This is a genomic window from Mycobacterium sp. Root265, assembly GCF_001428895.1.
Taxonomy (GTDB): domain Bacteria; phylum Actinomycetota; class Actinomycetes; order Mycobacteriales; family Mycobacteriaceae; genus Mycobacterium.
The window spans coordinates 154,129-172,308 of the sequence record NZ_LMJA01000003.1 but is presented as its reverse complement, the minus strand read 5'-3'; the positions used below and the strand labels follow the sequence as shown (position 1 = coordinate 172,308).

Here is an 18,180-nt window from a genome sequence, read left to right as displayed (position 1 = left end):
GATACCCCGATCCGGGACGGATGACGCGGTTGGGATTTGGGTGGGGGGCTGAGGTAGAGTTTCGACCGCCTACCGGCGATCCCGGAAGGCAACTCGGGCTGTGGCGCAGCTTGGTAGCGTACTTGACTGGGGGTCAAGTGGTCGCAGGTTCAAATCCTGTCAGCCCGACCAAGAAAAACCCGCTCCGACCAGTGTCGGAGCGGGTTTTTTCCGTGCGGGACCTGCGAGCCGAAGAGCGCGGGATCGGCGGCGCGTAGATCATCGCGCTGGGCGCACGTATAGATCGACAACGACACCGCGGGATCGTGGCCATGCCGCGCCGCGACGACGTGTACCGGACCACCGCCGGCGAGCATCAGGCTCACGCTGGTGCTGAGGTGCCGCGCATCAGTTCAGGGCACGGCGCAGCGGCCTGGTCGGTTGCGGTACACCTCGACGGCGGAGATCGGGTCGGCGGGCAGTCCTGCCGCGGCCAAAGCTTGGGCCTTGAAAGCACGTGCGGCAACACTGGGTTGATATTCCACGAAGCAACTGCAGTCGGCTTCACGAGGATGAGTGCCCCACAGCGTCACCTCGGTGTGTCCGCTTTCCGGTGTGAGCAGCGCGTCGTACTGGATTCGGCCGGCTCCGCCGCAGAGATCGGCGGCGACCGCGATGGCGACAGTAGACGGGCGGCTTCCGTTCATTCTTCGCGTCATGGCCTCGAAGTCGACGACCTCTACACCCAAGATCTCCAGCGGCATCGGGCTTTCGTTCAACTCTTCTACGAGAACAGCCACGTCCCATCCAGCCATCGCTCGGTCGAACAACCAGCCGCCTGCAGATTGAGCCGCGTGGGCGACACTGCTGGCGACGACGTCAAGCTGATATCTGACGGAATGTGAAACAGGGTGGACGGTACTTTTGGCCACGGTCATCGCTGCTCCTGTTCTCTGGTCGTCACCGCATCCCGATCCGGACGTTCTTCGCTGCCATATTTCGGGTAAACCGTTGCTCCGCCGGTTCTGTGGAAGCCGTCCTCCTCGAAGCACCCCGTGCAGCGGCGGCCACGAACACCGCGACCGCCGCTGCACCACTCTTGGAGAAGGCTGCCTACAGATCAGGCGCCGGTCTTCGCGTCCTCCACCTTGGCCGGATCCGGGATGGTCTGGGTGTCACCGTCGAGGGTCGAGGTGATGTAGCCCGTCACCGCTTGGGTGGGCAGCAGGGTGACCACGGCGTTGGCATCCAGCGTGCCTCGGCTGGCTCCGGTGGCGTCGGTGACATCGACGTCGGCGAGATACGTCACGCTGAGCTGGGACGGCCCGTAGATCGCCGATTCGGTGCCGTTGAGGATCAATCCGTCCTCATTTTTGTAGTTGGTGTACTGCACCGTGCGGGTGGTTTGGTGCGTCGTGGGGTCGATGACCTCGCTGACCGCCGCGGTGCCCCCGCCGACGCCGTTGTAGCTGCCGGTCGGCGGCAGCGGTGTCGTCTTGGCGACGTAGGTGGTTAGGTCCGGGAACGCCGAAGTGTTGAATACCGTCGTTGTGTCCCCGACCGATCCCACGCTGGTCGTGTACTTCAAATTCGCGATGACCAGTCGTGATTCTGTCGGCGCAATTCCGTGCTCGTCGCCGTTACCGGACTCCCAGAACGTGACCGCGGTGCCATCGGCATTCCAGCTGGGCATGCTTCGGGAGATCCAGCCGTCACCTTCGTCGACGTCGGGAGTGTTGGGATCATCCTGAACGAAGAGCGGAATTCCGTTCGCGCCCTTGAGGTCATCTTCGATGGCGACCGCCCAGTTCTGGTTCGAGACGTTGCGCACCTGCCCGTCCGCGTACTGGTCATAGATCGCAGCCAGGTAGACCGGCAAGAAGTTCTGCCGCACGAAGCGGGTCATCGCAGTAAGCGCGTCGAATCCGCGCAGGCTGCCGACGGTGATCCACTGCTTGTTGGGCGACATGTCGATGTCCTCGTCGTAATCGAGGTTGCCGGTCACCCGAGTACCGCGGAAGGGGCTGCCCGGGTAGAGAATGTCCCCGGTTTGGCCCGACAGGTCGACCATGATGTCGTCGATGTTGCCGGCATCAATCGCTCCGCCCTGAATGATCACGCCCTTGCCGTCGGGGGTCCATTGTTTGGACTCGCCGGTGGGCCACACCACCCGCGCATTGGTGACCTCGTAGTGGTCACCATTCGCCGTCAACGCGCCCACGATCGGAAGGGCCTGGAAGTTGCCGGTTTGGCCGAAGACGATGCGGGTGAACAGTACGTGCGTGCCATCAGGTGACGGCCGCATCTCCCGTTCCCGGTTCAAGATGCCGCCGGGCGGCAGGCCGGGCAGGGTGGCCCCGCCGCCATCGGGGGTGATGACGTTCACGATCCGCGCCGGGGAGCCGATGCCGTTGTAGCCGGCCGGCTCAAAGATCGCGTAGCGGGGATCGGGATTGTTGAGCAGCACCACGACTCGACCGGTTCCGTCATAGAACGGAACGGGTTTGAGGATGTTGATCGGCACCGCCGGGTCCGACCCGGCAACCGTTGGGGCGACGAGGCCGCAGGTGAGGCATTTCGCGTCCGTTCCGTCGATGTTGATCTGATAGATCTCGCCACGGCCGCCGGCGGCCGGTGTGCCGGAGAAGTAGACGGATTTCCCGTCCTCCGAGTAGCGCGGATTGACCGGCTTGGTCACGCCATCGGGCATGTTCAGAATTGCTCGCTCGACGGTGGGGTTCAGAACATTGACCCCGATGGTGTCCCGGTCGCCGTGCGGACGGAACAGGCTGAGCAGGTTGAACTTGCCGTCGGTGACCGACACCGTGAACGAATCAATCTGCGCCGCATCGTAATTGATGTCGTCGGGGGTGTAGGTGAAGTTGCCCGTCGCCTGGTCGATCGTCAGGGTGCCGTACTGCGGTCCCTTGGTGACCTTGTAGGTCAGGGCGTCGCCTTCCGCATCGGTGGCACCGAGGTTGCCGCTCAGGGTCTGCCCGGTCTGCACCGTGGTGGTGGGGTTGTAGGCGATGGTCGGCGCCTGGTTGAAGAAGCTGCGTCGGACCCAGGCCAGCAGCGTCCACAGAGCCGGCGACGGGGTCGACGGTGCGGCGGGCGACGGCGCCACAAAGGGAGCGAGTACGGCGGCGAGGACACCGTGCATGGTGGCTGCTTCGGTCACGGGCGCGGCCGGATCGGCAGTCATCGCGATGGATGCGCCGCTTCGGCTCGTCTTGGCGGCGTTGACGCTGGTCTCAGCGATGGTTGCGACCGCCTTCACAGCAGATGGTGTAGTGCTGACGACGGCATCATCGATTCCGGCCTCGGTCGCCTGCGGAGCCGACTCGGTCTCGGGCGGTCCGGCGGGTGCTGTAAGGGTGTCATCGGAATCCGAGTGCGAGCCGTTCCTGCCAGGAGCCTTCGTCGGCTGCCCGGCGTCCGGCACCGTCAGCACCGGCGGGCTATACACCGGCACCTCCGATGACTCCTCATCGCCGGCGGGCTCACTCGAATCAGTCTCAGTCCCAGCGTCATCGGTGCCGTCGCCAGCTTCATCGCCGGGCGATGTCGAGTCCACCGGCAAATCCGATTCGGTGTCATCGGCCTCATCCCTGTCACCGGCACCGATCGTGTCGGCCTGCCCGGTCGCGGATGTTGCGCCCGACCCGCTGGCGGCGTCGTCGTTCGCCGACGAATCCTTGTCCGATGAAGCGGCCGAGCTCGTAGTCGACCCTGAGTCCGCCGAACTCGACGTCGAGGACGATTCCGACGCACCACCGGTCGTGTCGGCCGCGGCCACGCCGTAGCCGGTGGCCACCGCGGCGACAAGCCACGCCGCCACGGCCATACCGCCGTATCCGCCGAACTTCACCGCGCGTTGGGCAGCTGTTCGAGAGGGCGCGACGGCCCACACCGGGGTGTTCGACGAAGGCGCAGAGAACAGGGGGTTGGTGGGGTGATCGGCGCTCGCCATGGGTTCAGCTCCATATGGGTTTGAGGGGTTAATCCGTGTTCAGTTGATCGTCTTCGGTGCACGTCTTGAGTTCTGATGGTGCGGCCGGACGCCCGAATGGTGTGTCAGAATTTGGTCGACTGATCAGGAAGAGTGACATGGATCACCACGGCTGTCAACGGTGCGTACCCCGCACCTGGATCGGCGATAGCTTGCGCCGGCGGTGTCGGCGCTAGCCCATACGTTGCTGAAATGTGCATCGAGGGGCGTGTTCACTTCGTCCCGCCACGGTCGGGTGCGTGAATGACTCGAGAGGCCGACTGATCTGGTCGGTCAGGTGATCACGACATCCTGCACGGACAAAGCGCGGACCCGCCTTGGCGATCGTCGGGGCAGCCAGCAGTGGGCTTGCAGCCTGTCGCCAATCACGCTGCGCCAGAATGACTCAACCCCGAATATCGCTGATCGGTCATCAACTGGGAAGCCCTCGCCGAATGCCACCCAGGAGGGACTCTCTATCGAGGTGTCGGCGAGAGCCGGCAGATGTTTCAGGCCCGCTGTTTATGCCTGCCCACCGCGACGTACGCCCGTCGGGCATGATCTGGCCGTCGCCCGTGTTGACCGAGTTTGGCCGGACGCCGCTGTCATCAGACCTACAGTGCCGCTGTTGTCAGCGGTCGGAAGAACAGTTCGGCACGAGCTTCGCAGGCATTCCACGCATTGCCATTGTGATCGATCGATCAGTTTTGCGGTTCCATCATCCAGCGCGAGCGTCCACGCGCGAAGCGCAGTCGGCGACCTCACTCTTATGTCGGCTTCCGGCGGGCTTTCCAATCGCCGATGGTGTCGAGGCGGAGGCGTTGGTGAGCCGCCGCGCCGGTGTCTAGTCCTGTGTCACGCTCGCGGAGCCGGCCGATGACGCGCTCCCGGTGCTCGACCGGATTGTGGTCGTCGTACTTGAACTTGGCCTCGACCCTCACGATGGACATGCGGACCCCACGGATGCCGGGCAGTAACCGGCCGTAGGGATCCTCTCCGACAGCGACGGCCGCGTGGCCGCCTTCGGGCTGCAGATCGCCGAACTGGGTCCTGAGGATCTGCACCTTGCCCTCCGGATCATCGACAACTGAAGGCCGGCCGACGAATTGGACGGCAGAGTAGTAACTCGTCGGAACACCGTCTTCGTCAGCGCCGCCGGCTTTGGCCCGCCAATAGGACGGGATGTAGGCGTAGTCGCCGATCACCGCCAGGCGCACCTCGCCGGCCGCTTCCAAGTGTGGCCAGATCGGGTTGGGGCGCGCCAGGTGGAAGACCAACTCGCTGTCGGTGAGGGTGAAGTGAGTGTGGATGAGCAGTGGGGCCTGACCGGGATCGATGTTGTTAACCGCCAGGGTCCCGAACCGGTCCGTGGTCGCCAGCCACCGCTGCCATTCGGCGGCGTCCCGCGCAGCGTCCCAGGGGTGGATGAGCATCTCAATCTCCTTGCGTTGCAGTCAACATTCGGCTGGCCGCTGTGTGCCATCGCGTCGTCCATGTGTGGTGCCCAGAACCTCGTCGAGGTCAGTCATGGGTCCCTTCGGGCCGCGGTGGGGTAGAGGTACCGACGCCGGGCTCGAACACCGCCAGAGAGAACCGTGCCGCTACGCCATGGGTATTGGCATAGGTGTGCGGGAGGTCGCCGGGAAACGTCAACGCGTCGCCGGTCTGAAGTGCGATCGACTCACCGGCGACCTCGACGGTGATCTCGCCGTGCAGAACGTGCAGGAGTTCTGTGGTGCCGGCGGCATGGGCCTCGGTTGCATGGATGTCGCCCGGACCCAGGCTCCAGTCCCACAGTTCGACGACATCGGGAGCGGTGGTGCCGGCGACCAGGACTCCGCATCCGCCCTCGGCGCCGGTCCACAGTTCTGCGCCCTGGCCGCTGCGGGTGACGGTGACGGTGCGGCGCCCAGGAGGTTCGACCAGCGCGGGCAGACCGATCCCCAACGCATCGCTGAGTCGAAGCAGCGTTCCCACACTGGGATTGACGGTGCCCTGCTCGACGCTGACCACCATGCGACGGCTCACGCCGGCCACTTCCGCCAACCGATCGAGTGTCCAGTCCCGTGCGCGTCGCTCCTGCTTGACGCGCGCGCCGATCGCCGCGGCGAGTTTCGCCGCCACCTCATCCATGTAGTGCACTATATCGCACTAATGGTGCAACGCGAGCTGTGCGTGGTCGTGCTGCTCTGAGTCCGAATCGGAGTCCAGCGGCCCCGGCGTTAGGCGGAGTGAGGTAGCGCTGGTGCGGCCGTGGGCTGATTCATCGGATCGGCCCTCGAACTCTCGCGTCTGGCGGTGTGGCAATTCGATGATCGGAATGAGTCGGCCCGACCAAGGAAAACCCGCTCCGACCAGTGTCGGAGCGGGTTTTTCGGTTCTGTGGCGCGTTCCTGTGAGAGAGCGCGCCCCTCACTGACCTGATCGATAGACCGACGGGTCACTCCAGCCGGGCTGCCCCTGGAAGCAGACATCGCCGTATTGGGCAACACAGTCGGCGAGGTCGCCTGGCAGGTTCGGCGGAGGTGGCGGCTCCATGAAGGATGAGGCCAGTTCACGCTGACTCGCGGCCAGTTTGACGCCAGATGGCGTGTAGTACCACGCCTCGATCTCGTATTCTCCGACCAGTTTCGGCGCAGTCGGAATGACCATCTTCCACTCCTGGGCGAAGACCTCGGTTTTTCTCGCCCACCCCTGACCCTCTGGGCCGAGTGAACCGACTCGCACCATGACGGTGTTCACACCCGGGTCTGCGGTCCCGGCGACGGTGATCTTGCTCGCGTCGAGACTGGGAGCCACCATGGCGATCGACCCCTTGGCCGATGCAGTCTGGTCGTGCACGTCGTCGACGCCCAAGTCGGTCACTTGTGCGACCAACAGAATCAGCGGAGTAACCGCGGCGACGACGCCTCCGAGTACCTTCGCGTCGTGCAACCAGCCACGGTCTTCGTCGCTGTTGTCCGTGGTGCCGAACCAACCCCGTCGCCGCGACGCGTCGGCCGGCGAATGCTGCGAGCCTGTGATCGGCATGATGTGAGCACTCATGGCTCTGTCCCTTTCATTCCTCCCTGTGTGCCGTTGGGCGGCGTTCCCCGAGTGGCCCAGTGACCGACAGAGATGCCTTTCGCCTGTGCCGCAACCGTCACCGCTTCGTGCTGCAACGGTTACCCGTCGTTATCGTTACGCTTCGGCAGTCCGCTGGTCCGCGTAGTGCACTACTTGCTTTTCGGTATCGGCGACCTGCCCGCACCTGGCAACAGTCACGGGTTTGCATTCACGCGAGGGGAACTGTTGCCGACACGTCAGTCCGGAGGCCCGAAGTATGTACAAAACAACGTTTTTGGGCAGTTCGACTTTGGCGTGGCGCCAACACGATCGGCGGCAAGACGCCATTGTGAGGTCTCGCAGTCAGTGCACCGTGTAAGAATCCGATAGCCACCCCGCCAAAGACCGTCGTGCTGCACGGCGAGGAAGGGACACCCTTGTGGCCACACTGACCTCGGTGAACGTCGGCCTGCCCAGGGACGTCGAGTGGAATCAGCGCACCGTCTACACCGGCGCGTGGAAACAACCGGTGACCGGGCCGCGGATGGCGCGGCGGCTCAACATCGACGGCGACGGTCAAGGTGACCTCGGTGGCCACGGCGGGGAGAACCGGGCCGTCCTGGTCTATCAACTCGATTCCTACCGGCACTGGGCGCAGGTGTTCGGCCGCGACGACCTGGCGCCCGGGCTGCTGGGGGAGAACCTCACCGTCGAGGGGCTGCCCGACGACGAGGTGTGCATCGGTGACCGATACCGCATCGGGGAGGCGGTCTTCGAGGTGACCCAGCCACGGGTTACCTGCTACCGGGCCGGCATGCGCATCGGCGAACCCCGAATGGCGGCCCTGTTGGTCTCGCACGGCCGGCCCGGGTTCTACTGCCGGGTGATCACCGAAGGCGAAATCGAAGCCGGTCAGGAAATCGTCAAGCTCAGCTCTGGACCCGAGCAGGTGTCGGTCGCCGAGATCGACGCGCTGCTCTACCTGCCCGGGCACCCCCGCGACACATTGCAACGCGCACTTCGCATCCCGGCACTCAGCCCCGGCTGGCAGGCGTCCCTGCAGAGCCTGGCGGAACAGAGCCAGAAGCCGACGGGCCCCGCCGGGAACGTCGGGCTGACCGGCGCGACGAGCCCGCCACCGGCGTGGACCGGATTCCGCCCACTGCGGGTCGAAGCTGTGCACGACGAAAGTCAGAACGTGCGCTCAGTGTCGTTGGCCGACCCGGACGGCGTACCGCTACCGAAATGGCTTCCCGGACAATCGATCACGCTGCGGCTCTACCCCCAACCCATCGGTGCGCCGCTGATCCGCAACTACTCACTGTCCAACCAGCCGGGGGCCGCCGACTACCGAATCAGCGTCAAACGAGAGCCACACGGCTTGGCCAGCGGAAACATCCACAGCCACGTCCAGCGCGGTGATCTCCTGGACGTCGCCGCGCCTCGCGGCACCTTCTTCCTCACCGAGGCAACTGCACCGCTGATTCTGATTTCCGCCGGGGTGGGGGCCACCCCGGTGCTCTCGATGCTGCACTGGCTTGCGGCGACACATTCGGGCCGTCCGCTGTGGTGGCTGCACGGGGCCCGCAGCGGAGAGGAGCACCCATTCGCTCAGGAGAGCCGCGATCTGCTGAAACAGTTGCCCGGCAGCCATTTCCGCATCTTCTACAGCCGACCTACGTCAGCCGACAGGCTGGGGGCCGATTTCACCGACCAGGGCCGGCTGACCAGCGAAACCATTGCGGGACTGGCCCTGCCGCGCGACGCGGACGCCTATCTGTGCGGGCCTGCGGCATTCATGAACGACCTCACCAATGCCCTGGAGTCCTATGGACTGGATTCCGCCCGGGTGCACTCCGAACTGTTCGGTGCGGCCGCCGCCCTCACCCCTGGAATCGCCGCGACGTCGATCGCCCCGCACCCGCCTGCGGGGTCGCCCGGACCCGGACCGGAGGTGCAGTTCGCGCGCAGCGGGCTCTCGGCACCCTGGGGGCCGCCCAGCACCAGCCTGCTCGAATTCGCCGAAACGTGCGACGTCCCGACCCGCTGGTCCTGCCGCACCGGGGTGTGCCACAACTGCGAGACGGCGCTGCTGTCGGGAACCGTGCGCTACGACCCGGAGCCGCTGGAACCGCCCGCCGAGGGGAACATCTTGATCTGTTGCGCACAGCCCTCCGGGGCCGTCGTGGTGGACCTGTGACGGGTCGCCGCTGAGGGTGTCATGACGGGTCGCCCCGACCGTCGGAGCCGAGATGGTTATTCTCCGCAAAAGGGGCAATAGTGGATGTGACCACAGAACCCGGAATGAAGAGGTGAACGGGTGGAAGGCGACTCGTCGAATTATCCCGGGCATCCCGACGGCGCGGGGGCGATAACCGGCCGTGGCGAGTCGAATCTGTTTCGCCTGGACGGAGAGTCGTTGTTTGTCGGCCTGGGCGCCATCTGCGATACCGCGGCGCGACTGACCGGTGTGGACGGTGCCGCGGTGGCAGTCTTGTCGGGCACCGTGCGTGAGTTGGTACACGCGACCGATGCGCTGGCGCAGCAGATCGATGAACTGCAGTTCACGGTGGGTGAGGGCCCTTGCCTGGATGCCTACGCGCAGAATCGCGACGAATTGTGGCCCGCGGTGGAAGACCCTCAGTTCGCGGAGCGCTGGCCGTTGTTCACCGCCGAAGTGGCGCCGCTCGGAGTAGCCGCGGTGTTCGCATTTCCCGTGTCCGGTGCGTCACGCCCGATGGGAATCCTCGAGCTGTACCGCCGGACTCCCGGTGCCCTGGCCCAGGGCGAGCTGGAGTCCGCCCGGACGTGCACCACCGCCATCAGTCACCGGCTGGAAACCAACTGGCAGAGCCAGGTGCGGCGCAGCGGCAACGCCCAGGCGGCGATCGAGGCCGTGGGGTTGCACGACGGCGCATCACCCCATGTCGACGACCGGTTCACTCGCGCTCAGGTGCACATCGCGGCGGGCATGGTGGCGGTACAGCTGAAGGTATCCACGCACGACGGGATGACACGGTTGCGGGCACACGCGTACGCCGAGAGAAGATCGGTGGTCGCAGTCGCCGCCGATGTGGTGAGCCGGAAGTTGTCGTTCCGCGACCTCGACGGCCACGCGGGTCATGTGTCGGGGCAATGACGTGACCGCCACGGAGCAGGAAGGGCCGAAAGAGATGACTGCAGCGCGCAATCGGCTGGCGATCGCCGAACTGACCGCGACTTTGAACACAGAGTTCGATCTACCCACGGTACTGAGCACCATCGCCCACGACGTCTGCCGGGGCTACACCGCGGTGTCGGCGGTGGTGGGGCTGCTGGATGACGGTGACGTCGACGGCGACGCGGAAGTCAGGGTGGTCGCCGAGGCGCTGCGTGAACCCGTTGAGACCGACTTCGGGTTCGTGGCCACCGGTCCCGCCTACGAGAGTGCTCGCGACGGTGCGGTCACGATGATCGACGACCTGGTTGAATCCCACGAGACGCGGTGGCCGGATTACCGGCGCGAGGCTTTACGCGCCGGCATGCGCGGGATGCGGGCCTTCCCGGTGACCGCGATGGGTGCGCGCATGGGGTCGTTGGTGGTGCACACCGACGAACCCTGGGGTACTGCCCGGCCCAACGACCTGGGCCAGACACTGGCCAATCTGACGGCCCTCGCCTTGTCCATCGCTCCACGCACCGACGTTCGCCGCAGTACCTCCGAAGACCTGATTGCATCGGTGCTGCAGGGCAGCGCCACGATCGCCTCGGCGACCGGCATCGTCGCCGAAACCTTCGGCAGCACCATCGAACAGGCGCGGCTGACGCTCAACCGGGTGGCCCGCGCCCACGGCGTCACGGTGAGCTCGCACGCCGCAGCCATTGTCGCCGCCTACGACCGTGACCCGTCCGCAGACCTCGCCGCACACGCACTGTTGACCACACCACCGCAGCTCTTACCGCCGACGGCCATCACACCGCGCGGAGTCTGAACGAAGAATCGTTCGACGGCTATTGTTGGCCTACTCGGGGTGGGCAGGAAAATGAAATACGGGAGGCTGCAGTGAGCGCATCTGAGGACTCTCGTTCACTCGATGACATCGAGTTCGCGATGCAGGAGCTGGCTACCAACTTCGCCGGCCGCACCGAGCTGGAACCCATTCTGAACACCGTCTCGGAGCAGGCCGTGCGGTTGATCGCCGAAGTCGACTTCGCGGATATTCTGCTCATCGACGGGGATACCCACCGTTCGTTGGCGCCGACCTCACCTCTCACGGTCGAACTCGACACGGTCCAGGTCACGCTGGGGCAGGGCCCCTGCCTGGAGGCGGTTACCAGCGAGCCGCTGGTCCACAGCGCCGATTTCAGCTGCGAACCGCGCTGGCCCGAATTCAGTTCGGCGGCAATGGCACACGGCATCCGCAGCATGATGTCGTTTCACCTCTACACCTATCCGGACAGGACGCGCGGCGCAATCACGGGCCGGGGCGCGCTGAATCTGTTCAGCCGCAACGTCGGTCCGTTCAGCCTGGCCGATCAGGCTGTCGGCGCGATGCTGGCCACCCACGCCGCGGCCGCCCTCATTGCAGCCAACCGCCAGCTGCAGTTCGAATCCGCACTGCACAGCCGTGACGTGCTCGGCCAGGCCAAGGGCATCCTGATGGAGCGCTTCAAGATCGACGCGGTACGGGCGTTCAGTTTGATGACGAAACTCTCGCAGGACACCAACACACCTGTGCGCCTCATCGCCGAGCGCATCGTCGACAACCCCTGATCGCCGGACTCACAAGATGGGGCGACCGCCGGTCACCGCGATGCGCGCACCGGAAACGTAGCTGCCGTCATCGGAGGCCAGCATGACGTACACCGGCGCCAGTTCCACGGGCTGACCGGCCCGGCCGAGCGGAACGTTCTCGCCGAACGTGGCGACCTTCTCCGGAGGCATGGTTGACGGGATCAGCGGTGTCCAGATCGGCCCCGGCGCAACACTGTTGACCCGGATGCCGTCGGGGCCGAGCAGCTGCGCGAGGCTGGCGCTGAAGTTCGCGATCGCCGATTTGGTGGCTGCATACGGCGCCAGGGTCGGGTTGGGCGAATCAGAGTTGACCGAGGAACTCGCAATGATCGAGGAGCCGGCCGGCATGTGCGGGACGGCGGCTTTGGCCAGGTAGAAGAAAGCACCGACGTTGAGCTTGAAGGTGTAGTCCCACTCCTCGTCGCTGATTTCCTGCAAATTGTCATGTGTCATCTGGTAGGCCGCGTTGATCACCAGCACGTCGAGTCCGTCCCATTCCCTGACGACGGTGTCGATCACGGAGCGACAATGCGAGGCCTCGGAAAGGTCCCCGGGCAGGGAAAGGGCACGCCGGCCCTCGGCCTCGATCAGCTGTTGCACCTGCTTGGCGTCGTCGTGCTCGTTAAGATAGGCAATGGCGACATCGGCACCCTCACGAGCGAAGGCGATGGCCGCCGCGCGCCCGATACCGCTGTCGCCGCCGGTGATCAGCGTGCGCTTTCCGGTCAGCTTGCCGGAGCCGCGGTAGCTGTTCTCACCGCAATCCGGTACGGGCGTCATCTCTGATTGGATGCCGGGCGGAATTTGCTGCTGCTCGGGAAATCCCATGGTGGTGTCCTCTCCGGCCGGTGAGGCGGCCGTGCGTGTCGTTGCCGTTTAGGTCGGTCGTTTCGATGTGGGGGTGGCCGGGACGAACAACTGGACCCCCGTGGGTTGCTTGTGCTCCGCTGAATACCCCATGCAGATGCCGTTATGCATCGTTGAGCAGCCATCGAACGAACGTCAGCCGACTCTGCAGGTTTGGCGACGGTGTGCAGCGGGAAGCCGTCTCAGCGGCCCCTGTGGCTCGGGAGTCGCACGCCGGGGACGCCCGCTGATCGGATGAGGAGAGGCGCGTGGCTGAGCAGCCGGACGAGGTGAACAGCTCACTGACCGTCAAGCGGGACAGCACGGCCAGTCGTGACCGGGTATGGGAAGTGATCGCGGATGGCTGGACGTATTCGCAGTGGGTGGTCGGCAACAGCCGGATGCGCGCCGTCGACCCGAACTGGCCACAGGTCGGCAGCACAATCAGGCATTCGATCGGTGTGTGGCCGCTGCTGATCGATGATGTGACGATTGTCGAGGAATGCCGGCCGTCCGAGAAACTGGTGCTGCTCGCGAAGGGCCGCCCATTCGGCAAGGCACGGGTCACTGTGCGGCTGTTCGACATCGACGGCGGCGGATGCCGCATCGAGATGGCCGAGGTGCCGGTCGGCGCGCCGATGGGGTGGGTGCCCGATCGGCTTTCCCTTGCCGCCGCCTTTCCCCGAAACCGGGAATGCACGTGGCGGCTGGCGGCGCTGGCGGAACGACGCACACCTGGTGACGTCGAGGAATGACGGACCCCGATCTCGGGCTGCTCCAGGAGCTACTCAACGCGTACGGACCCTGCGGCGCCGAGGACGACGTCCGCGAGGTGTGTCGACGCGAACTCGAGCCGCTGGCCGACGAGGTGTGGGTGGATCCCGCGGGCAACCTGGTCGGAGTCCTGCGTGGCGGGGATGCCCCGGCGATACGGGTGATGGCGCACCTGGACGAACTGTCGATGATCGTGAAACGTGTTGAGCGCGATGGTTCCCTGCACGTCACCCAGTTGGGGACGATGTATCCGGGCAACTTCGGACTGGGTCCGGTGGCGATACTGGGCGATCACGAAACCCTGTGCGGGGTATTGACTTTGGGTTCGGAACACACGACGCAAGAGAGCCGGCGCATCTGGGAGACCAAACCCGACCAGGGCGACCAGGCGATGGACTGGCAACACGTCTACGTCTTCACCGGTCTTCGGGCCGAAGAACTGAAGGCTGCCGGCGTGCATCTCGGCACCCGGGTGTGCGTGCATCAGAGCAAGCGCACGCTGATCGAATTCGGCGACTATCTCGGGAGCTATTTCATGGACGACCGCGCGCCGGCGGCGGCCCTGCTGCGGGCGATGCGCCTGCTCACACAGCAAGGCATTACGCCGGCCGGTGACCTGTACGCGGTGTTCACCACCAACGAGGAAATCGGCGGTATCGGCGGATCGTATGCAAGTCGCACTCTGCCAGGCGATCTCACGATCGCCCTGGAGGTGGGGCCGGCCGAAGCCGAGTACGCCACGACATGCTCGGGTGGGCCGATCGTCGCGTACAGCGACGCCGAATGTGTCTACGACAAGGCCGTGGCCGACGCGCTGATGGCCGTCGCCGCCGAGCGTGACCTTGCACCTCAGGCTGCGGTGCTGGGCGCCTTCGAGTCCGACGCCTCACATTCGAAGCAGAACGGCTTGGCTGCCCGCGCCGGTCTACTGTGCATTCCGACGCTGAGCACCCACGGCTACGAGGTCATCAAACGCGATGCCATCGACGGCATGGCCGACGTGCTCACCGGCTTCCTCGGCCGGTCGGTCAGCTGAGCGCCGCTTCATCCGGCGCGTCCCGGCCGTGCCTACTGCGCAGGTAGGCGCGTTCGCGCAGCGCGGTGAGCCACCGGGGGCCGAGCGCAATACCCGGGATGGTGTTGCGGGTCGGATCGAAGGACACGTCGTGGTCCTCGTCGGTCGGAATCGGAGCCGTCAACGTCAACGTCGCGAGGGGCTGGAAGACGCCGGTGCCGTGCGCCTGCAGGACGTCGAAAACGAGTTCGCCGGCCTCGATCTCGTCTCGCAGCGTGTCCAGCGACAGCCCGCCTGCCACGTCGGTGCGCAGGTGCGCCTTCAGCCACCACCAGTCATCCCGATAACGCAACGGCATCAAGGTGGACAGAGTCGTACCCGTCCACGATGTCGTCGGCAGCAGTCCGAACCGGGCGAGCATCCCGGGACCGCCGGTGGACACCATCAATACGTCCCACGGGGATGCGTTGAGGGCGTGTGTCGGCATGCGCCAGGCAAGACCGATCAGATCGGGCAGACCGCCCGGGATGCCGACGGCTTTGGATACCCGGCCGATGATCTCACCCGACTCGATCGGGAGGCCCCGATCGGGTGGCGCGACCCGATCGATGTGCCCCGACGCCAGCACGCCCAGCGGGTGAAAGATGCGGCGCCGGCGCACCGCCGAGCCGAGCTGCAACGGCAATGCGACTAGATCAGAAGCCTTCATGGGACCCCCTTCGTTCGTTGGATCCGGACTGCCCTCGGACTCGCTGCACCAAACGTCGGCCCGGATATCGAGGATTCAGATGCCGCTGCAACGGGTACCCGGCATCCGCCCCCGCGTACAGCCAGCCTGCGCGGCATCACTACTTGCCGGCAGGAGTTTGCCATGGCCCCAGCACGCAAATCTGATCAAGCCGCCGCCAAAGCAGTCGGTCCGACCGGCAGCGCCGCGCAACCAGATCCCGATTACCGCGCCCAGTCGGGTGAGTATCTGACCACGGCGCAGGGTGTGCGGCTGCCGGACACCGATCACTCGCTCAAAGCCGGATCACGCGGACCGACGCTGCTCGAAGATTTTCACCTGCGGGAGAAGATCACCCACTTCGACCATGAACGCATCCCCGAGCGCGTCGTGCACGCCCGCGGCGCGGCCGCCCACGGAGTATTCGAGTCCTACGGCACCGCCTCCTCGGTCACCAGGGCCGGCTTCCTGGGCAAACGTGGGACCAAAACCGAAGTGTTCACCAGGTTTTCGACGGTCCTCGGCTCCCGCGGATCGGCGGACACCGTCCGCGACACCCGCGGGTTCGCCGTAAAGTTCTACACCGATGACGGTGTATTCGACCTGGTGGGCAACAACATGCCGGTGTTCTTCATCCAGGACGGCATCAAATTCCCGGACATCATCCATGCCGGCAAACCGCACCCGGACCGCGAGATCCCGCAGGCGCAGTCGGCGCACGACACGTTCTGGGACTTCGTCTCGCTGCACACCGAGGCGACCCACCACGTCTTCTGGAACATGAGCGACCGCGGCATTCCCCGGTCCTACCGGACCATGGAAGGTTTCGGCGTGCACACCTTCCGGCTGGTCAACGCCGAGGGCAAGACCAGCTTGGCCAAGTTCCACTGGAAACCGGCCGCAGGCGTGCACTCGCTGGTCTGGGAGGAAGCCCAGATCGCGGCGGGCTGCGACCCGGATTTCCACCGCCGCGACATGGCCGACGGTATCGAGGCAGGTGCGTTCCTCGAGTACGAACTCGGCATCCAGGTCATGCCGGATGACGGGACCGACAGCTACGGGTGCATCGATCTGCTCGACCCGACCAAACTGGTCCCCGAGGAACTGGTGCCGGTGCAGGTGATCGGCAAGTTGACGCTGAACCGCAACCCCACCAACTACTTTGCCGAAACCGAGCAGGTCGCCTTCCACACCGGCAACCTGGTCCCGGGCATCGAGGTCACCAACGATCCGCTGATGCAGGCCCGGCTGTTCTCCTACCTGGACACCCAGTTGACCCGGCTGGGCGGGCCGAACTTCACCCAGTTGCCGATCAACCGTCCGCATTGCCCGGTCAACGACATGCTGCGCGACGGCATGCATCAGACCGCCGTCCACACCGGCCTGGCTCCGTACCACCCGAACAGCATCGACGGCGACGAGCCCAAACCCGCCGGCGCCGAGGACGGAGGCTACGTCCACACACCGCGCGTCATCGAAGGCACCGCGGTTCGGGCCCAGCCGGTCTCGTTCGACGATCACTTCTCGCAGCCGGCCATGTTCTACCGCAGCCTCAGCCCGGTCGAGCAGGCGCATGTGGTCGAGGCCTTCACCTTCGAGCTGGGCAAGGTCTACGAGCAGTCCATCAAGGAGCGGCAACTCCAGGTGCTGGCCAACGTCGACGCCGACCTGTGCCGGCAGGTGGCGGCCGGGCTCGGTCTGCCCGCCCCGGACGGCGACCCCGCCCAGGACGTCCCGGTCTCGCCGGCCCTGTCGCAGATCGTGACCGATCCAGGGCCCATCGATGGCCGCAAGATCGGCATCATCGCCGACGCCGGATCCGATCTTGCCGGCGTTGCGGCGCTGGTCAAGGCGATGTCCGGGTTGGGGGCCACGGCTCTGGTGGTGGCCCCGGTGGGCGGCGAGCTCAAGGCCCGCCGGCGCAAGGTGACCGTCGACCGGACCTTCGCCACGGCCCGCTCCATCGAGTTCGACGCGGTGGTGGTGGCGGACGGGACGACGGTCGGCGCCGACATCAAACTGGTGGTGCTGCTGCAGGAAGCGTTCCGGCACTGCAAGGCGCTCGGGGCCTGGGGCGACGGCGCGGCGGTGCTGAAGACCGCACGGATTCCGGCGAAGGGTGCCGGCGTGGAAGTGGCGAAGACCGCCGACAAGGCGTTTTTCGTCGCGCTGGCCGAGGCGCTGGGCCTGCATCGTGCATGGGACCGGGCACCGAAAGTGGTGGCCTCGGCTGTACCCCCGGCGGTTTAGGCGCCTGTCACGGTGAGTACCGAATACGCGGATGTCACCGACATGTTCCGTGAGCTCCGCCCGCTGCCGGAGACCTCGGAACAGTATGCGCGGCAGCGTGAACGCATCGTGCGGAGATGTCTGCCGCTGGCCGAGCACATCGCCCGGCGCTTCAGCGGACGGGGTGAATCCTACGAGGACCTGCTCCAGGTGGCCCGGGTGGGATTGATGAACGCGGTGATTCGCTTCGATGAAGAGGCGGGCTCGGACTTCACCTACTTTGCGGTGCCGACCATCATGGGGGAGGTCCGTCGTCATTTCCGGGACAACGGATGGGCGGTCAAGGTGCCGCGGCGGCTCAAGGAGCTGCATCTGCGGATTGCCACTGCGACAGCACAATTGACCCAGCGACTGGGCCGGGCACCGACGGCGTCGGAATTGGCCGAAGAACTCGGGATGAACCGCGAGGAGGTCGTCGAAGGTCTGGTGGCGGGATGTTCCTACCGGACGTTTTCGATCGACAGCGGGAGCGGCAGCGACGACGAGACACTGTCCATCGCCGAACGTCTCGGAAGCGCGGATCCCGAACTCGACCACATCGACAACCGGGAAGCTCTGCGTCCGTTGCTTGCCCGTCTTCCCGAACGCGAGCGAACCGTGCTTGCATTGCGCTTCTTCGAGTCGATGACGCAGTCCCAGATCGCCGAGCGCATCGGTGTATCCCAGATGCATGTGTCGCGGATGCTCGCCAAGACACTCGCTCAGCTGCGGGCCGATATGAGCTAGTCGGCCCGCACGGG

At 65.6% G+C, this 18,180-nt stretch carries 16 protein-coding genes and 1 tRNA gene; 9 read left to right on the top strand and 8 right to left on the bottom strand.

Annotated elements, in window-relative coordinates:
- The first annotated feature begins 94 nt into the window (after positions 1–94).
- Positions 95–171: transfer RNA gene (locus tag ASE48_RS06165), tRNA-Pro, on the top strand.
- On the opposite strand, the gene ASE48_RS33360 is transcribed toward ASE48_RS06165, so the two are convergent.
- The 6 genes from ASE48_RS33360 to ASE48_RS06140 form a co-directional block, all read right to left on the bottom strand.
- Complete coding sequence (locus tag ASE48_RS33360; protein WP_235570836.1) at positions 150–365, bottom strand: hypothetical protein; 216 nt, start codon at positions 363–365, stop codon at positions 150–152. The genes ASE48_RS06165 and ASE48_RS33360 overlap by 22 nt on opposite strands.
- A gap of 27 nt (positions 366–392) precedes the next feature.
- Positions 393–917, bottom strand: coding sequence for a hypothetical protein (locus ASE48_RS32085; protein WP_082614025.1), 525 nt, complete (start codon positions 915–917; stop codon positions 393–395).
- Between the two features lie 182 nt (positions 918–1,099).
- Positions 1,100–3,952: a hypothetical protein gene (locus tag ASE48_RS06155; RefSeq protein WP_235570833.1), complete on the bottom strand. Its 2,853-nt coding sequence runs from the start codon at positions 3,950–3,952 to the stop codon at positions 1,100–1,102.
- Between the two features lie 785 nt (positions 3,953–4,737).
- Entirely contained in the window at positions 4,738–5,403 is a 666-nt protein-coding gene (locus ASE48_RS06150) for an FMN-binding negative transcriptional regulator (protein WP_057166160.1), read from the bottom strand.
- 88 nt (positions 5,404–5,491) lie between these two features.
- Positions 5,492–6,103 carry a helix-turn-helix domain-containing protein gene (locus ASE48_RS06145; protein ID WP_057166159.1) on the bottom strand — a complete coding sequence of 204 codons (612 nt, stop codon included), beginning with the start codon at positions 6,101–6,103 and terminating at the stop codon, positions 5,492–5,494.
- A 279-nt stretch (positions 6,104–6,382) separates the two neighbouring features.
- A complete protein-coding gene (locus ASE48_RS06140; RefSeq protein ID WP_156409076.1) occupies positions 6,383–6,904 on the bottom strand; it encodes a hypothetical protein in 522 nt (173 codons plus the stop codon).
- Between the two features lie 550 nt (positions 6,905–7,454).
- Here ASE48_RS06140 and ASE48_RS06135 point away from each other — a divergent pair.
- From ASE48_RS06135 to ASE48_RS06120, 4 genes are all read left to right on the top strand, one after another.
- Positions 7,455–9,215: an MOSC and FAD-binding oxidoreductase domain-containing protein gene (locus ASE48_RS06135; protein ID WP_057166157.1), complete on the top strand. Its 1,761-nt coding sequence runs from the start codon at positions 7,455–7,457 to the stop codon at positions 9,213–9,215.
- A gap of 120 nt (positions 9,216–9,335) precedes the next feature.
- Positions 9,336–10,154, top strand: coding sequence for a GAF domain-containing protein (locus tag ASE48_RS06130; RefSeq protein WP_057166156.1), 819 nt, complete (start codon positions 9,336–9,338; stop codon positions 10,152–10,154).
- 34 nt (positions 10,155–10,188) lie between these two features.
- Positions 10,189–10,986 carry a GAF domain-containing protein gene (locus ASE48_RS06125; protein ID WP_156409075.1) on the top strand — a complete coding sequence of 266 codons (798 nt, stop codon included), beginning with the start codon at positions 10,189–10,191 and terminating at the stop codon, positions 10,984–10,986.
- Between the two features lie 71 nt (positions 10,987–11,057).
- Entirely contained in the window at positions 11,058–11,768 is a 711-nt protein-coding gene (locus ASE48_RS06120; protein WP_235570831.1) for an ANTAR domain-containing protein, read from the top strand.
- Positions 11,769–11,777: 9 nt separating this feature from the next.
- On the opposite strand, the gene ASE48_RS06115 is transcribed toward ASE48_RS06120, so the two are convergent.
- On the bottom strand, positions 11,778–12,617 hold the full coding sequence (locus ASE48_RS06115) for an SDR family oxidoreductase (protein ID WP_057166154.1): 840 nt from the start codon (positions 12,615–12,617) through the stop codon (positions 11,778–11,780).
- A gap of 287 nt (positions 12,618–12,904) precedes the next feature.
- On the opposite strand from ASE48_RS06115, the gene ASE48_RS06110 reads away from it, so the two are divergent.
- Both ASE48_RS06110 and ASE48_RS06105 read left to right on the top strand, forming a co-directional pair.
- On the top strand, positions 12,905–13,390 hold the full coding sequence (locus tag ASE48_RS06110; RefSeq protein WP_057166153.1) for an SRPBCC family protein: 486 nt from the start codon (positions 12,905–12,907) through the stop codon (positions 13,388–13,390).
- Complete coding sequence (locus tag ASE48_RS06105; protein WP_057166152.1) at positions 13,387–14,445, top strand: M42 family metallopeptidase; 1,059 nt, start codon at positions 13,387–13,389, stop codon at positions 14,443–14,445. Before ASE48_RS06110 ends, ASE48_RS06105 begins: the two co-directional genes overlap by 4 nt.
- Here the strand turns inward: ASE48_RS06105 and ASE48_RS06100 are convergent.
- A complete protein-coding gene (locus ASE48_RS06100) occupies positions 14,438–15,133 on the bottom strand; it encodes a hypothetical protein (RefSeq protein WP_057166151.1) in 696 nt (231 codons plus the stop codon). The genes ASE48_RS06105 and ASE48_RS06100 overlap by 8 nt on opposite strands.
- Before the next feature lie 162 nt (positions 15,134–15,295).
- Between ASE48_RS06100 and ASE48_RS06095 the strand changes: the two genes are divergently transcribed.
- Together ASE48_RS06095 and ASE48_RS06090 are read left to right on the top strand one after the other, a co-directional pair.
- A complete protein-coding gene (locus ASE48_RS06095; RefSeq protein WP_057166150.1) occupies positions 15,296–17,401 on the top strand; it encodes a catalase in 2,106 nt (701 codons plus the stop codon).
- Between the two features lie 12 nt (positions 17,402–17,413).
- Complete coding sequence (locus ASE48_RS06090) at positions 17,414–18,166, top strand: SigB/SigF/SigG family RNA polymerase sigma factor (protein WP_057166149.1); 753 nt, start codon at positions 17,414–17,416, stop codon at positions 18,164–18,166.
- Positions 18,167–18,180 lie beyond the last annotated feature (14 nt).

Excerpts from the sequence above, each read along its gene's own strand:
- ASE48_RS32085 (WP_082614025.1), bottom strand. The coding sequence starts at position 917 with ATGACCGTGGCCAAAAGTACCGTCCACCCTGTTTCACATTCCGTCAGA.
- ASE48_RS06155 (WP_235570833.1), bottom strand. The coding sequence starts at position 3,952 with ATGGCGAGCGCCGATCACCCCACCAACCCCCTGTTCTCTGCGCCTTCG.
- ASE48_RS06150 (WP_057166160.1), bottom strand. The coding sequence starts at position 5,403 with ATGCTCATCCACCCCTGGGACGCTGCGCGGGACGCCGCCGAATGGCAG.
- ASE48_RS06145 (WP_057166159.1), bottom strand. The coding sequence starts at position 6,103 with ATGGATGAGGTGGCGGCGAAACTCGCCGCGGCGATCGGCGCGCGCGTC.
- ASE48_RS06125 (WP_156409075.1), top strand. The coding sequence starts at position 10,189 with ATGACTGCAGCGCGCAATCGGCTGGCGATCGCCGAACTGACCGCGACT.
- ASE48_RS06115 (WP_057166154.1), bottom strand. The coding sequence starts at position 12,617 with ATGGGATTTCCCGAGCAGCAGCAAATTCCGCCCGGCATCCAATCAGAG.
- ASE48_RS06105 (WP_057166152.1), top strand. The coding sequence starts at position 13,387 with ATGACGGACCCCGATCTCGGGCTGCTCCAGGAGCTACTCAACGCGTAC.
- ASE48_RS06100 (WP_057166151.1), bottom strand. The coding sequence starts at position 15,133 with ATGAAGGCTTCTGATCTAGTCGCATTGCCGTTGCAGCTCGGCTCGGCG.
- ASE48_RS06095 (WP_057166150.1), top strand. The coding sequence starts at position 15,296 with ATGGCCCCAGCACGCAAATCTGATCAAGCCGCCGCCAAAGCAGTCGGT.